This window comes from Pseudomonas saponiphila, from assembly GCF_900105185.1.
Lineage (GTDB): Bacteria > Pseudomonadota > Gammaproteobacteria > Pseudomonadales > Pseudomonadaceae > Aquipseudomonas > Aquipseudomonas saponiphila.
Genome location: NZ_FNTJ01000001.1, coordinates 652,495 through 667,509 on the forward strand (window position 1 = coordinate 652,495; position 15,015 = coordinate 667,509).

Sequence of the window (15,015 nt, forward strand, 5' to 3'; positions counted from 1 at the left end):
GTGTGCCGACGCGCTGAATCTTATGAATCGACCTGTTGCTTGTAGATGTCCGCCAGGCCTTTTCGGTCATGTATGACGCCGTGGATGTACGGCGATGCCAAGCGGCGGCAGGCAAAGCAAGCGTTCAAAAGTGCGGTAAACTGCGCGCCATTGCCTCTCTGTGCTGACTTTTTCCTACGGTACCCCCCAATGACATTCGCCACTCTTGGCCTGATCGACCCCTTGCTGCGCGCCCTTGAAACCCTCGGCTACCAGACCCCGACCCCGGTACAGGCACAAGCCATCCCGGCGGTCCTGGGTGGGCGTGATCTGATGGCAGCGGCCCAGACCGGCACCGGCAAGACCGCCGGTTTCGCCTTGCCGCTGCTGCAGTTGCTGACCATGGAAGGGCCGAAAGTCGACAGCAATTCGGTGCGTGCGCTGATCCTGGTGCCGACCCGGGAACTGGCCGAACAGGTTCACGAAAGCGTGCGCCAGTACGCCGAGCACCTGCCGCTACGCACTTATGCGGTGTATGGCGGGGTCAGCATCAACCCGCAGATGATGAAGCTGCGCAAAGGCGTGGACCTGCTGGTGGCGACGCCGGGGCGCCTGCTGGACCTGTACCGGCAGAACGCGGTGAAGTTCAGCCAGCTGCAGACCCTGGTGCTGGACGAAGCCGATCGCATGCTTGACTTGGGCTTCTCCGAGGAGCTCAAGGATATCTACGCGGCGCTGCCGAAAAAGCGCCAGACCCTGCTGTTTTCCGCGACCTTTTCCGACGCCATCCGCCTGCTGGCCGGGCAGATGCTCAAGGACCCGTTGAGCATCGAGGTCAGCCCGCGCAACGTCGCCGCCAACACCGTCAAGCAATGGGTGGTGCCGGTGGACAAGAAGCGCAAGCCGGAGCTGTTCAGCCATCTGCTGCGCAAGAACCGCTGGAAGCAGGTGCTGGTGTTCGCCAAGACCCGCAACGGCGTGGACGCGCTGGTGGAGAAGCTTCAGGGCCAGGGCGTGAACGCCGACGGCATCCATGGCGACAAGCCCCAGGCCACGCGCCAGCGCGCCCTGGACCGGTTCAAGGCCAGTGAGATCCAGATCCTGGTGGCCACCGACGTGGCAGCCCGTGGCCTGGACATCGAAGACCTGCCGCTGGTGGTCAACTTCGACCTGCCGATCGTCGCCGAGGACTACATCCACCGCATCGGTCGTACCGGCCGTGCCGGCTCCACCGGCGAGGCGATCTCCCTGGTGTGCGCCGACGAGGTCAACCTGCTGTCGGCGATCGAGGTGCTCACTCGCCAGACCTTGAAGCGCCATGAAGAACAGGATTTCGAGCCCGAGCACCGGGTGCCGGAAACCGACGCCAGCGGCCAGGTGGTGAAGAAGCCGAAGAAGCCCAAGAAACCGAAAACCTCCGGCGGTGGCGGCAAGCGCAACCTGGGCAAGTGGGTGGACAGTGGCGACGTGGTCGAAGCCCCGGCGGTGAAACCGGTACGCAAGGTCCCGGCGTTCAACACCGGACCGCGCAAGCGCAAACCCTAAAGGCAGCTGCAAGCCTCAAGCGGCAAGCGGCAAGTTCAGGTCGGCTTGAAGCTTGTGGCTTAAGGCTTGCCGCTGCTTTTCAGCCATTCGAGCATTCCCCGGCCGGCTCGATGGCCGCTGGCAAAGCAGGCGGTCAGCAGATAACCGCCGGTGGGCGCTTCCCAGTCGAGCATTTCCCCGGCGCAGAACACTCCGGGCAGGTGCTTGAGCATCAGTCGTTCATCCAGCGCTTCGAAGACCACGCCGCCGGCGCTGCTGATGGCTTCGTCCAGTGGGCGGGGCTTCACCAGCGTCAGGGGCAGCGCCTTGATCGCCGCCGCCAGGCGCGCCGGGTCGTTGAAGGTGTCGGCGCCCGTCAGCTCTCGCAGCAACCCCGCTTTCACCCCCTCGATCCCCAACTGACTCTGCAGGTGCTTGGCCATGGAGCGCGAGCCGCGGGGTTTGGCCAGGGCGGCCTGGACCTTGTCCCGGGGTTTGCCCGGCAGCAGGTCGATATGAACGGTCGCTTGCCCGTGCTGCTGGATGCTGTCGCGGATCGGCGCCGACAGGGCATAGATCAGGCTGCCTTCGATGCCGCTGGCGGTGATCACGCATTCGCCCAGCCGGGGGATGTCGTCATTCAGGCCAATGGCCACGTTCTTCAGTGGCGCTCCGGCGAATTTGCTGCGCAGCAACTCGCTCCAGGCACTGACTTCAAATCCGCAATTGCTTGGTTGCAGGGGGGCTACCTGCACGCCGCGCTGTTGCAGCAGGGGCAGCCAGGCACCATCGGACCCCAGGCGCGACCAACTGCCACCGCCCAATGCCAGCAGGGTGGCATCGGCCTCTACCGCGCGTTCGCACTCGGGATGCTGGATGCGCAGGCTGCCGTCGGCATTCCAGCCCAGCCAGCGGTGCCGGGTGTGGATAACCACCCCGGCGTCGCGCAGGCGCTTGAGCCAGGCGCGCAGCAGTGGCGCGGCCTTCATGTCGGTGGGGAACACCCGCCCGGAGCTGCCGACGAAGGTGTCGATACCCAGGCCGTGAATCCATTGGCACAAGGCCTCGGCACCGAATTCCCGCAGCAGCGGGGCGATGTACGGGGCCCGCTCGGCATAGCGCGAGAGAAAGGCCGGGTAGGCTTCGGAGTGGGTGATGTTCATGCCTCCGACCCCGGCCAGGAGGAACTTTCTGCCCACTGACGGCATGCCGTCGTACAGGTCGACCCGAACGCCGGCCTGGCTCAGTACTTCTGCGGCCATCAGGCCGGCGGGGCCGCCGCCGATGATCGCGACGTGGTGGGGCGTGGAAGAGTGCGATGCAGTCATGGCAGGGGCGGGGCTGAGGGAATAGGCCGGGCATTCTACCCGAGGCGCAGGGGCCTTGCTGAATCGGTGATGCCTGATCAAAAACTAGGCACTGGGCTGGAAGCCTTGTGCTACCTGGCCTGGCGCGACTTTCGCGCAGGTTGTCCACAGGCGGCTCCACAGGGATTGGGGGTAAGCGGCCCACACCAGGATGACAACCTGATGAAACTGATCAAAAACTAGTCGATTGTCTGCGGGCCTTGTATTGCGTGGGCTGTGGCGACTTTCACGCAGGTTGTCCACAGGCGGTTCCACAGCGATTGGGGGTAAGCGCTGGGGTGATGCCGAGCGCCCGATGCGGCTGATCAAAAAAGCAGCACCGTGCTGCAAGCCTCGCCGATAGCGGACTGCAGCGTGTTTCACGCAGCTTATCCACAGGCGGCTCCACAGGGATTGGGGGTAAGCGACCCACAACACTGTGACCGTCTGATGGCATTGATCAAAAAACAGGCGATTGCTTGCAGCCCGCGGACGGCAAGGGCTGGAGGGGCTTTCTCCCAGGTTATCCACAAGCGGCTCCACAGCGGATGTGGGTAAGGCCGCCGGGGTTCAGTAGCAGCCTGAGGACTCCCAGACCCGCTGTGCACTGTGATGGAGGATGCCGTGGCGCCGGGCCAGGGCCTGGCGGTCCTTGCTGTAGCCGCCGCCGATCACGCCGAGCACCGGAATGTCGCGGCCCAGGCAATGGCGCATGACCCGTTCGTCGCGCTCGGCCACACCGGCATCGGTGAGCTTGAGGTAGCCCAGGGCGTCGTCCCGGTGCACGTCGACCCCGGCGTCGTACAGCACCAGATCGGGCTTATACAGCGGCAGCAGGTAGTTGAGGCTGTCGTCCACCACCTTGAGGTAGTCGGCGTCGCCCATGCCCATGGGCAGCGGGATATCCCAGTCGCTCTGGGCCTTGCGTGCGGGGAAGTTCTTTTCACAGTGCAGCGAGACGGTCACCGCGTCGGGGGTATGTTGCAGGATCCGCGCGGTGCCATCGCCCTGGTGCACGTCGCAGTCGAAGATCAGCACTCGCCCCACGCGCCCGCTTTGCAGCAGGTAATGGCTGATCACCGCCAGGTCGTTGAAGATGCAGAACCCCGCCGGGTAGTCGTAGTGGGCGTGATGGGTGCCGCCGGCCAGGTGACAGGCCAGGCCATGCTGCAGCGCCTTTTCGGCCGTCAGCAGGGAGCCGCCGACAGCCCGCACCGTGCGCCGGGCCAGGGCTTCGCTCCAGGGCAGGCCGAGGCGCCGCTGGTCTTCCCGGGACAGCTCGCCGCTCATGTAGCGTTCGATGTAGGCCGGATCGTGGGCCAGGGCGAGGATTTCCGCCGGGCACAGTTCGGGGCGCAGCAGGTCGGCGTCGCGGGTCAGGCCGCTGTCCACCAGGTGGTCGCGCAACAGGCGGAACTTGTCCATGGGGAAGCGGTGTTCCGGTGGAAACTCGGGGCTGTAGTCGTCGTGATAGATCAGTGGCAATGACATGGCATTTTCTTAGATGAACCCGTGAAGGATCCTACCAGCGATGTAGACTTGCACCCACGGAAACGGAGGGCCCTGATGGAGCCAATACTGCAACTCGAAAGCGCACGCCTGTTGCTGCGTCAGTGGCGTGACGATGATTTGCCGGCATTTGCCGCGATGTGTGCCGATCCGCAGGTCATGCGTTACTTTCCCGCGCCCTTGAGTCGTCTGGAAAGCGCTGCGCTGATCGGGCGGATACGCGGGCATTTTGCCGAGCATGGCTTCGGGGTTTGGGCCCTGGAGCGTAAGGACACGGGTGCGTTCATCGGTTTTACCGGCCTGGGTGTCGTCGGTTTCGAGGCGTCGTTCACCCCGGCAGTGGAAATCGCCTGGCGCCTGGCTCGCGAGCACTGGGGCCTGGGTTACGCCAGCGAGGCGGCCTGGACTGCCTTGCGTTGCGGCTTCGACCGCCTGGCCCTGGAAGAGGTGGTGGCCTTTACCACTCGGGCCAACCTGCCGTCGCAGAAGGTCATGCAGGCCATTGGCATGCAGCACGCGGCCCAGGAGGATTTCGACCACCCGAAACTCGCCGCCGACCACCCGCTGCGCGAGCATGTGCTGTACCGCATCACCCGCGAACAATGGCTGGAAACCTTGCATGGATAGCAGGCGCGCACGTTTAGAATGTGCCGACGAGATACCTGGCCCCAATTGATATCACCGCCGCAGCCGAGATTGCGCGGTGTTGCCCTGTGTGAGGAGAGTCTGAATGAGTCATGTGCTGGATGATCTGGTCGATCTGTTGACCCTGGAAGCCATCGAGGAAAACCTGTTTCGCGGTCGCAGCCAGGACCTGGGTTTTCGCCAGCTGTTTGGTGGTCAGGTGCTCGGCCAGTCGCTGTCCGCGGCCAGTCAGACGGTAGAGGAAGCGCGCCACGTACACTCCATGCACGGCTACTTCCTGCGCCCCGGTGACGCCGCCTTGCCGGTGGTCTATCAGGTGGATCGGGTGCGCGACGGCGGCAGCTTCAGCACCCGGCGGGTGACGGCGATCCAGAAGGGCAACCCGATCTTCACTTGCAGTGCTTCCTTCCAGTACGACGAAGAAGGCTTCGAGCATCAGAGCCGCATGCCCGAGGTGGTCGGGCCGGAAAACCTGCCCTCGGAGCTGGAGATCACCACCCAGCGCGCGCACCTGATTCCCGAACACATGCGCGAGAAACTGCTGTGCCCCAAGCCCATCGAAGTGCGCCCGGTGACCGAGAAGGACCCTTACAACCCGCAGCCGATGGAACCGGTGAAGTACGTCTGGTTCCGTGCCGACGGCGCCCTGGCGGACATCCCGGCGCTGCACAAGTACCTGCTGGCCTACGCCTCGGACTTCGGCCTGCTGACGACCTCGATGCTGCCCCACGGCAAGTCGGTGTGGCAGAAGGACATGCAGGTCGCCAGCCTCGATCACGCCCTGTGGTTCCACGCCGACCTGCGGGCCGATGATTGGCTGCTGTACGCCATGGACAGCCCTTGGGCCGGAAATTCCCGGGGCTTTTCCCGGGGCAGCGTGTTCAACCGTGCCGGGCAGCTGGTAGCCTCGGTGACTCAGGAAGGGTTGATCCGTCATCGCAAGGATTGGGCATGAGTCTTTCAGAGATCAAACATTGGGTGTTCGACATGGACGGCACCCTGACCATCGCCGTGCATGATTTCGCGGCGATCCGCGAGGCACTGTCGATTCCGGCGCAGGACGACATCCTCACGCACCTGGCGGCCTTGCCGGCGGACGAGTCCGCGGCCAAGCACGCCTGGCTGCTGGAGCACGAGCGTGACCTGGCCCTGGGTTCGCGCCCGGCGCCGGGGGCGGTGGAACTGGTGCGGGAACTGGCTGGACGCGGTTATCGCCTGGGCATCCTCACGCGCAATGCCCGGGAGCTGGCCCACGTGACCCTGGAAGCCATCGGCCTGGCGGACTGCTTTGCCGAGGCGGATGTACTGGGGCGCGACGAGGCTCCGCCCAAGCCACACCCCGGTGGTTTGCTCAAGTTGGCCGAGGCCTGGGACGTGGCGCCGCAGCGCATGGTCATGGTCGGTGACTACCGCTTCGACCTGGACTGCGGGCGCGCCGCGGGGACGCGCACGGTGCTGGTGAACCTGCCGGACAACCCCTGGCCGGAGCTGACCGACTGGCATGCCCGGGATTGCGCACAACTGCGCGAGCTGCTTGCGGTCTGAGTGAAGGCCTGTTCGTCGGCAAGTCCCGTAGGAGCCGGCTTGCCGGCGAAAGCGTCATTTCAGACAGCGCCTCTTTCTATTTGAACAGCGCCGCCTGCCCCTCAGGCGAGGTGAGCATCTTGGCGCCGTCATGCCCGACTCCGGGCACTTCCACCAGCCGTTGTGACAAGCCTTGCGGGTGACGCCGCATCAGGTAGTCGAAGTAGTTGTGCCCGCGAATCAGCCGGTAGGCGCCCTGGGTTTCGGCCGCGCAGCTCTTGTCCAGGGCCGGGTGCTGGGGGTCGATATCCTGCTGGCCCAGCAGGTAGATGATGTTGCGCGCCACGTAGCCCTGTTCGAGTTGTGCCGGGGGCTGGCCGGCGGCGTAGGCCGGCAGCCGCTTCAGGCCGTATTTCCAGTCGTTGAAGCCTGGGCAGTCGAGCGGGTTGAAGGTCACCGGCCGCGTGGCATCGAAGTAGGCGTAGGACGATGGGTTGGCGATCACGTAGCGCAGGCCGATCCCGGCTTTTTCCAGTTCGGGATGGTTGCCGGTGGTCAGGGCATAACGCTGCACCACCTGGGCGCCGCCGGAATGGCCGGCAATCACCACGTGCTTCAGGGCAGGAAACAGTGTGCGGTCCTGCAGGCGCTGGAGGATGGCATCAAGCACCGCGTAGGAGCTGATGGCAACGGGGCCGGCGGCGGGCTCGCCGGCCATCCAGGCGTTGCCTTTCCAGCGCAGTAGGGCATCCGGTAGCCGATGGCGGGCGACGTCGCTCTGGGTGAGAAACTGCGGCGCGATCACCAGGGTCGCGGCGCTTTGTCCGGCCTGTCCGGCAGCGTTTTCGCCGCTCTGTAGGTAAGTCTGGGCGTTGCGCAGCCGCCCGTGAACGATGATCAGCGCGCGCTGCACGTCGGGCAGTGGCTGCTGCCAGTCCTGGCTCAGGCCCAGGGCCAGTTGTCCGCCCTCCAGGGGCAGGCGCCCGGGGCTGATGACCCTGACCCCCTGTTCCACGGCCTGGGCGCTCAGGCTGCCCAGGCACAGCAGGAGTGCCAGCAGGCGGCGCATCTACAGGCTCTTGGCGGCGAAGGTATCGCACTGGCCGACCTGGCCCTGGCTGAAGCCGGTCTTGAACCAGCGCACTCGTTGCGCCGAGGTGCCATGGGTGAAGGAGTCCGGCACGACCCGACCCTGGCCTTGTTGCTGCAGGCGGTCGTCGCCAATGGCGTTGGCGGCGTTCAGGGCTTCTTCCACATCCCCCGGTTCCAGCCAGTTCAGGCGTTGCTGGGCGTGGTAGGCCCAGACCCCGGCCAGGCAATCGGCCTGGAGTTCCTGGCGCACCAGCAAGCCGCCATCGCCCTCCATCTGCCGCCCTTGCTGACGCGCGGCCTGGATCTTCGCCGAGACCCCGAGCAGGGTCTGTACGTGGTGCCCGACCTCGTGGGCGATCACATAGGCCTGGGCGAAGTCGCCGGCGGCGGAAAAGCGCTGGGCCATTTCCCGGAAGAAGTCCATGTCCAGGTACACCTGGCGATCGGCCGGGCAGTAGAACGGCCCGCTGGCGGAGGTCGCCGCGCCGCAGGCGGAGTTGACCCGGCCCCGGAACAGAATCAGTTTGGGCGCCTGATACTGGCGGCCGGCCTGCTGGAAGATCTGGCCCCAGGTGTCTTCGGTATCACCGAGGATGGCGCGCACGAACTCTGCCTGCTCATCGTTGGCCGGGGGGGCCTTGCGCGCCTGGGGGGGGGCGGGCGCCGAGGTCTGGCTGCTCTGGCCGAGCAATTGCCCGAGAATCTGCAGCGGGTCCTGGCCGGTGGCCCAGCCGATGCCGACGATCAGCACGATCGCCGTCAGGCTCAAGCCCTTGCCGCCGCCGAAACGCATGCCCCCGCCACCGCCACTGCTGCTGTCATCTCGCACATCGACGACGTTGTCGCTGCGCCGGCCTTTTTTCCAAAGCATGGGGGAGTCCTCGTTTTTTCTGCTGGTCAGTGTTGCTGGTGGCTCAGACCGGCGCCAGTCCGGTCGTCAGGGATTTTTGCGCACGCTACCATGGCCCGGCGCCGGATCGATCCGGTTCGGACTCATTCGGGGCTTGCTATTGAACATCGACACCCGCATCAAATTCCGTCACCTGGTGTGTTTTCTTGAAATGGCCCGCCAGGGCAGCCTGGCCCGAGCCGCCGATGTGCTGGCGGTGAGCCAGCCGGCCATGTCGAAAACCCTCAAGGAACTGGAGGACCTGCTGGACACCCGGCTGTTTGCCAGGAGCAAGGCCGGGCTCAGCCTGACTGAGGCCGGGCGGGCCTTCCTGCGTTACGCCGGGCCGTCGGTGCAGGCCCTGCGCGAGGGCGTCAGCAGCCTGCGCGGCGGCGAATATGCCGCCGGGCTGGTGCGCATCGGCGTGCTGTCCACGGTGGAAAGCCTGCTGCTGCCGGAGGTGATGCGGCGCCTGCACCAGCGGCACTCGGCATTGACCGTGAGCGTGGTGACCGGCCCGAGCGCCTATCTGCTTTCGCAGTTGCGGGTCGGCGATCTGGACCTGGTGGTGGGGCGCATGACCGAAAGTCCGGAGATCCAGGGCCTGAGTTTCGAGCACCTGTACAGCGAATCCCTGACCTTGGTGGCTCGTCCCGAGCATCCGCTGGTGGTCGGTCCCTTCACCCGTGACGCGGTGAGCGAATATCCCCTGGTATTGCCCCTGGCTGGCACCAGCATCCGCAAGCATGCCGATAGCCTGTTCGTGCAGTGCGGCATTGCCCAGTCGGCACAGCGTTTGGAAACCCTGTCGGTGGCCCTGAGCCGGCGTTACACCCTGTCCAGCGATGCGCTGTGGATTGCGCCGCTGGATGCGGTGCGCCTGGACCTGGCCAATGGCGAGCTGCAGGAGCTGGACCTGGGCCTGCGCGAGCCCGGCGGTTCGCTGGGCATCTCCAGCAACGCCAGCCTGCCGCTGTCGCTGGCGGCGCAATGGGCGGTCGAGGTGCTCAGGGAGGTGGGACAGGCCTATCGCGAAGGCTGCTATCCATAACCATTTGGTTATGGGTTGAGGGCGGTTTTTCAATGTTCCACCCTCCTGATTTGTTTGAAACTGCGCCAGCTGCGCTCCATAAATCAAACAACAGGAGATCGACATGTCTGATGCAGACAGCCGTCGCTTCGTGATTCGTGACCGTAACTGGCACCCCAAGGCCCTGACCCCCGACTACAAGACCTCCGTTGCCCGCTCGCCGCGCCAGGCGCTGGTGAGCATTCCTCAATCGCTGAGCGAAACCAGCGGCCCGGACTTTTCCCACCTGCGCACCGGGCGTTTCGACAACGACCTGCTGCTCAACTTCAATAACGGCGGATTGCCGGTGGGCGAGCGGATCATCGTTTCCGGGCGGGTCTGCGATCAGTACGGCAAACCCATTCCCCACACCCTGGTGGAGATGTGGCAAGCCAACGCTGGCGGCCGCTACCGGCACAAGAACGACCGCTACCTGGCGCCCCTGGACCCGAACTTCGGTGGTGTCGGCCGAGCCCTCACCGACCGCGACGGCTATTACAGTTTCCGCACCATCAAGCCCGGGCCTTACCCCTGGCGCAACGGCCCCAACGACTGGCGCCCGGCGCATATCCACTTCTCCATCAGCGGCCCGTCGATCGCCACGCGCTTGATCACCCAGCTGTATTTCGAAGGCGACCCGTTGATTCCGCTGTGCCCGATCGTCAAGTCCATCGCCAACCCGGAGGCGGTGCAGAGCCTGATCGCGCGCCTGGACATGGGCAATGCCAATCCCATGGACTGCCTGGCCTATCGCTTCGACATCGTGTTGCGCGGCCAGCGCAAGACCCACTTCGAAAACTGCTGAGGAGCCTGCCATGCCTGTTCAACTGCTGCCTGAAACCCCCTCGCAAACGGCCGGCCCCTATGTACACATCGGCCTGGCCCTGGCGGCGGCGGGAAACCCGACCCGCCCCGAGGAAATCTGGAACCAGATGGCCAAGCCCGATGCGCCGGGCGAGCGGATCCTGCTGATCGGCCATGTGTACGATGGCAACGGCCACCTGGTGCGCGACTCCTTCCTGGAGTTCTGGCAGGCCGATTCCGCTGGGGTCTACGACCCGGTGTTCGACACGGAAAAGCCGTTCAACTGCTTCGGCCGCACCGCCACCACCTTCGATGCCGGGGAATGGACCCTCCACACGGTCAAGCCCGGGGTGGTGAACAACGCTGCCGGGGTGCCCATGGCGCCGCACATCAACCTGTCGCTGTTTGCCCGGGGGATCAACATTCACCTGCACACCCGGCTGTATTTCGCCGATGAACCGGAAGCCAACGCCCGGTGCCCGGTGCTGAATCTGATCGAACAACCGCAGCGCCGGGAAACCCTGCTGGCCCATCCGTGCGAGGTCGAAGGCCTGCGCGCCTACCGCTTCGACATTCGCATTCAGGGTGAAGGCGAGACGGTGTTCTTCGACTTCTGACACCGCGCCGCGCCACGGAGGGCGATCGTCTGTCCCGACCTACTTCATGGAAAGCAGTTCCAGAAAACCGCCGAGCCCGGCTAACCTGCGCACAAGGCGTGGTGTCGGGCTCATGGCTCGCATCCGTCGACCCGGGCGGCAATCGAACCTCGCCCTGCAGTTCCCCAACTGGCCCGTTGTCACTAGAATCGGCCAAATTTTGTCGGGACCCGACCATGGCAGGCAGTCAAATCGAACGCGTTTTCAGTGTTCTCGAACGTCTTACCGGTGATCCCCGCGGCCTGCCCTTGCAGACCCTGGCGGAACAGCTGGAGATCCCCAAAAGTGCCACCCACCGCCTGCTGGCGGAACTGATCCGCCTGGGCTACGTGCGGCAGAACCCGGACAACCTGCGCTACCAACTGTCCACCCGGCTGGTGGCTATGGGCTTTCGCTACCTGTCCGCCAGCGGGGCCGACATTGTTCAGCCGGTGCTCGACCGGCTGGCCGTCGAATCCGGCGAGCTGGTGCGCCTTGGGGTGATCGAAGGCGAGCGCCAGACCTGGATCGCCAAGTCCCAGGGTGCCCGTTCCGGCCTGCGCTACGACCCGGACATGGGCCGTGAGGCGCCGTTGTTCTATACCGCTTCCGGGCATGCCTGGCTGGCCACCCTGAGCGATGCCGAGGCCTTGTCCCTGGTGGAGCGCCAGGGCGTGGAACCCCCGACGGATCTGGGACCAAATGCACCGCGCTCGAACATCGAGTTGCTCGAACGCCTGCGCCTGGCCCGCGAGCAGGGTTACGCCTGGGTCGAGGAAAGCTCGGCGCTCGGCACCTCGGCGATTGCCGCCGTGGTGCGCCATCCCATCGATGGCCGGGTGGTGGGCGTGCTCAGCATCGCCGGCCCCAGCGCGCGCCTGCCGTTGGCGCGGCTGCATGAACTGGCGCCACTGCTGCTGCAATTCGCCGAGGAACTGTCGGCCGCCAGTCAGGCCTCCGAACTGTTCAATTGAGCCAGGACGCTTTGCCGGCGGATACCCGGCGCAGCGCCGGGTCGACGGTTCTCAACGAAGTTGTTCGGTAATCGAACGGTATTGCTTGTCGCTCTTGTGTGAAATTGGAACTGAGTTCTAAATAATTGGATTTCAGCGTCCCGATAATAATCACAAGAGGATTCGTCATTGAAGCCGCCACTGCGCATTGCCCTGATCGGCGTCGGCAACATGGGGCAGCAGCATTACCAACACCTCAAGACCCTGGCCGAGGCCCGGCTCTGCGCCGTCGCTGATCCTGGCTCCCAGGCCGTCGCGGTCGCCGCGCAATGGCAGGTGCCGCATTTCAGTGATCACCAGACCCTGCTGCGGGAAATTCGCCCGGACGCGGTGATCGTCGCCAATCCCAATAATCTTCACGTCAGCACTGCCCTGGATTGCCTGGCGGCGGGTGTTCCGGTGCTGCTGGAAAAGCCCGTGGGCGTGCATCTTGATGAAGTACGCGAGCTGGTAGCGGCATCGCGTGACACGGGCGTGCCGGTGCTGGTGGGCCATCACCGGCGGCACAATCCATTGATCGCCCGTGCCCGTGAACTGGTGCACAGCGGCGCCCTGGGACAGCTGACCACGGTCACCACGCTCTGGCAGTTGCGCAAGCCCGAGAGCTACTTCGATATTCCCTGGCGCCGCGAGGCCGGCGCCGGCCTGTTGCTGACCAACCTGATTCACGATCTCGATCTGCTGCGCCATCTGTGCGGCGAGGTGCGACAAGTGCAGGCCATCACCAGCAACCGCGTGCGTGGCTACGCCAATGAAGATTGCGCGGTGGTGCTGTTGCAGTTCGACAACGGCGCCCTGGGCAGCCTGACCGGTTCCGATGCCGCGGCCGCCCCCTGGAGTTGGGAGCTGGATTCCGGGGAGAACCCGGTGTACCCGCGCCAGAGCGATCAGCCTTGCTACCTGCTGGCCGGCACCGAGGGCGCGCTGAGCATTCCCCAGCTCAAGCGCTGGCATTACGCCGAAGCCGGGGAGGGTTGGCATCAACCCTTGCTGATGCAGCAGGAAACCTTCGACCCGGGCGAGGCCCTGCGCCTGCAATTGCAGCACTTCGTCCAGGTCGCCCGCGGCGAGGTCGCGCCGCTGGTCAGTGCCGCCGATGCCGCGCGCACCCTGGCGCTGATTGAGGCGATTCGCCAGGCCGCGGCCACGGGGCAGGCCTGCACCCCAACCCCTGTTGAGTGAACGATTGATGAGTGAGCGGATTTTTTCCCTGGCCAGCCTGACCGTGCTGGAGCTGTCGCCGCCAGAGATGGTGGAAGTGGCGGCCCGCGCCGGCTACAGCCATGTCGGCCTGCGCCTGGAACCGGCGACCCCGGAGGAACATCACTTCCCGCTGGTGGCGGACGCCGGCCTGCGGCGCCAGACCCTGGCGCGCCTGCGCGATAGCGGCGTGCGGGTGCTGGATGTGGAGATCCTGCGGCTCAAGCCGCAGACCCGGGTGGGCGACTTCGAAGCGCTGCTGGCGGTGGGCGCGGAGTTCGCCGCCAGCGAGTTGCTGGTGGCGGGCAATGACCCGGACGAGGCGCGCATGACCGACAACTTCGCCGCGCTGTGCGATCTGGCGCGGCAGTACGGGCTGCATCCCCATCTGGAGTTCATGCCCTGGACCGACGCGCGCAATCTGGAACAGGCCGTGCGGGTGGTGGAAAACGCCGGTCGTGACAACGGCTGCGTGCTGGTGGACGCCTTCCATTTCGACCGTTCCGGTTCGCGTCTGGCAGACTTGGCGCAGGTCGCTCCGGCGCGCCTGCGTTACGCGCAGCTGTGCGACGTGGCTGGGCCGCGTCCGGATGACATGCAGGAGATCCTGCGCCAGGCCCGTAACGAACGGCGTTTTCCGGGGCAGGGCGATTGCGATCTGCCGGGGTTGCTCCAGTGTCTGCCGCAGCACCTGCCCCTGAGCCTGGAAATTCCCACGGTGCAGTTGCTGGAGCAGGGCGTGAGTGCCTTGCAGCGGGCGCAGATGGCGCTGGATGCAACCCGAGCGCTGCTGGCCAGGACCTGAGTCGGCGGGAGGGCTTTCGCCGGCCAGCCGGCTCCTACGCCTATCCGCTAGGCACCGGCTGGCCGCGAAGCTGTGTCTTCAATCACCCCAAGGAGTGCCCATGACCCGTAGCACGCCCCTTTCCGGGAGCAATCACCCTTTCAAGGGCATCCTGCTGATTGTCCTGGCGACCTTCCTGTTCGCCAGCCACGATGCCCTGTCCAAATACCTCTCGGGGTTCTTCCCGGTGATCATGGTGGTCTGGGCCCGTTACCTGATCCATACCTTGCTGATGGCCGGGATCTTCCTGCCGCAATCCGGCCTGCGGGTGCTGCGCAGCAAGCGCCCGCTGCTGCAACTGCTACGGGCCTTGTGCCTGCTGAGTACCAGCTTGCTGTTCACCTCGGCGCTGCTGTTCATTCCCCTGGCCGAGGCCACGGCGGTCAACTTTCTCGCGCCGGTGCTGGTCACCGCGTTGTCGGTGCCGCTGCTCGGCGAACAGGTGACCCGCGGCCAGTGGCTGGCGGTGATCTGCGGTTTTGTCGGGGTGCTGATCATCGTCCATCCGGGCGGCGAGCTGTTCACCCCGGCGGTGCTGCTGCCGTTCTGTTCGGCGCTGTTCTTCTGCTTCTATCAACTGCTGACCCGCAAGCTGGCCGAGCACGACAGCCCCACCACCAGCAATTTTTTCGCCGGGTTGTGCAACACCCTGGTGATGAGCGCGCTGGTGCCGTTCTTCTGGCAGACCCCGGGGATTGTCCATGGCGTGCTGATGCTGGCGTTGGGAGCCTGTGGCATGTGCGCCCACCTGTTCCTGACCCAGGCCTTTCGCCATGCGGCGCCGGCGCTACTGGCGCCCTTTGGTTATTGCCAGATTGTCTTTGCCGGGCTGCTGGGCTGGTTGCTGTTCGGTCATGCGCCGTCGTTGATCACCCAGCTGGGCATCGCCGTGATCTGCCTCAGCGGGCTGGCGGCGGCCTGGCAGCAACGCCGTGGCTGAGA

General features: G+C 65.3%; 15 protein-coding genes. 11 read left to right on the plus strand and 4 right to left on the minus strand.

All coding sequences use genetic code 11. From position 1 onward, the window contains the following. Positions 1-189 precede the first annotated feature (189 nt). Positions 190-1,524, plus strand: a complete 1,335-nt coding sequence (gene rhlE1 / locus BLV47_RS03075) for an RNA helicase RhlE1 (protein WP_092309743.1) — start codon at positions 190-192, stop codon at positions 1,522-1,524. A 59-nt stretch (positions 1,525-1,583) separates the two neighbouring features. On the opposite strand, the gene BLV47_RS03080 is transcribed toward rhlE1, so the two are convergent. Continuing rightward, the gene (locus BLV47_RS03080; protein ID WP_092309747.1) at positions 1,584-2,831 is read right to left on the minus strand and encodes a TIGR03862 family flavoprotein; all 1,248 of its coding nucleotides are present in this window, start codon (positions 2,829-2,831) and stop codon (positions 1,584-1,586) included. A 588-nt stretch (positions 2,832-3,419) separates the two neighbouring features. Next, entirely contained in the window at positions 3,420-4,340 is a 921-nt protein-coding gene (locus BLV47_RS03085) for a histone deacetylase family protein (RefSeq protein WP_092309750.1), read from the minus strand. Between the two features lie 75 nt (positions 4,341-4,415). Between BLV47_RS03085 and BLV47_RS03090 the strand changes: the two genes are divergently transcribed. From BLV47_RS03090 to BLV47_RS03100, 3 genes are all read left to right on the plus strand, one after another. Further along, the gene (locus BLV47_RS03090; RefSeq protein ID WP_092309753.1) at positions 4,416-4,985 is read left to right on the plus strand and encodes a GNAT family N-acetyltransferase; all 570 of its coding nucleotides are present in this window, start codon (positions 4,416-4,418) and stop codon (positions 4,983-4,985) included. Positions 4,986-5,088: 103 nt separating this feature from the next. Beyond that, the gene (gene tesB, locus BLV47_RS03095; protein ID WP_092309756.1) at positions 5,089-5,958 is read left to right on the plus strand and encodes an acyl-CoA thioesterase II; all 870 of its coding nucleotides are present in this window, start codon (positions 5,089-5,091) and stop codon (positions 5,956-5,958) included. Further along, entirely contained in the window at positions 5,955-6,548 is a 594-nt protein-coding gene (locus BLV47_RS03100) for an HAD family hydrolase (protein WP_092309759.1), read from the plus strand. The genes tesB and BLV47_RS03100 overlap by 4 nt, the downstream gene beginning before the upstream one ends. 76 nt (positions 6,549-6,624) lie before the next feature. On the opposite strand, the gene BLV47_RS03105 is transcribed toward BLV47_RS03100, so the two are convergent. Further along, a complete protein-coding gene (locus tag BLV47_RS03105; RefSeq protein ID WP_092309762.1) occupies positions 6,625-7,596 on the minus strand; it encodes a hypothetical protein in 972 nt (323 codons plus the stop codon). Then, complete coding sequence (gene ypfJ / locus BLV47_RS03110; RefSeq protein WP_092309765.1) at positions 7,597-8,490, minus strand: KPN_02809 family neutral zinc metallopeptidase; 894 nt, start codon at positions 8,488-8,490, stop codon at positions 7,597-7,599. Positions 8,491-8,629: 139 nt separating this feature from the next. On the opposite strand from ypfJ, the gene pcaQ reads away from it, so the two are divergent. From pcaQ to BLV47_RS03145, 7 genes are all read left to right on the plus strand, one after another. Further along, positions 8,630-9,559 carry a pca operon transcription factor PcaQ gene (gene pcaQ / locus BLV47_RS03115; RefSeq protein ID WP_092309768.1) on the plus strand — a complete coding sequence of 310 codons (930 nt, stop codon included), beginning with the start codon at positions 8,630-8,632 and terminating at the stop codon, positions 9,557-9,559. A gap of 103 nt (positions 9,560-9,662) precedes the next feature. Further along, positions 9,663-10,382: a protocatechuate 3,4-dioxygenase subunit beta gene (gene pcaH / locus BLV47_RS03120; protein WP_092309771.1), complete on the plus strand. Its 720-nt coding sequence runs from the start codon at positions 9,663-9,665 to the stop codon at positions 10,380-10,382. A 10-nt stretch (positions 10,383-10,392) separates the two neighbouring features. Next, complete coding sequence (gene pcaG / locus BLV47_RS03125; protein ID WP_092309774.1) at positions 10,393-10,998, plus strand: protocatechuate 3,4-dioxygenase subunit alpha; 606 nt, start codon at positions 10,393-10,395, stop codon at positions 10,996-10,998. Positions 10,999-11,213: 215 nt separating this feature from the next. Next, positions 11,214-11,990: an IclR family transcriptional regulator gene (locus BLV47_RS03130; RefSeq protein ID WP_092309777.1), complete on the plus strand. Its 777-nt coding sequence runs from the start codon at positions 11,214-11,216 to the stop codon at positions 11,988-11,990. A 168-nt stretch (positions 11,991-12,158) separates the two neighbouring features. After that, the gene (locus BLV47_RS03135) at positions 12,159-13,211 is read left to right on the plus strand and encodes a Gfo/Idh/MocA family protein (protein WP_092309780.1); all 1,053 of its coding nucleotides are present in this window, start codon (positions 12,159-12,161) and stop codon (positions 13,209-13,211) included. Between the two features lie 7 nt (positions 13,212-13,218). Then, complete coding sequence (locus tag BLV47_RS03140; protein WP_092309783.1) at positions 13,219-14,034, plus strand: sugar phosphate isomerase/epimerase family protein; 816 nt, start codon at positions 13,219-13,221, stop codon at positions 14,032-14,034. Positions 14,035-14,134: 100 nt separating this feature from the next. Next, positions 14,135-15,013, plus strand: a complete 879-nt coding sequence (locus BLV47_RS03145; RefSeq protein ID WP_092309786.1) for a DMT family transporter — start codon at positions 14,135-14,137, stop codon at positions 15,011-15,013. Positions 15,014-15,015 lie beyond the last annotated feature (2 nt).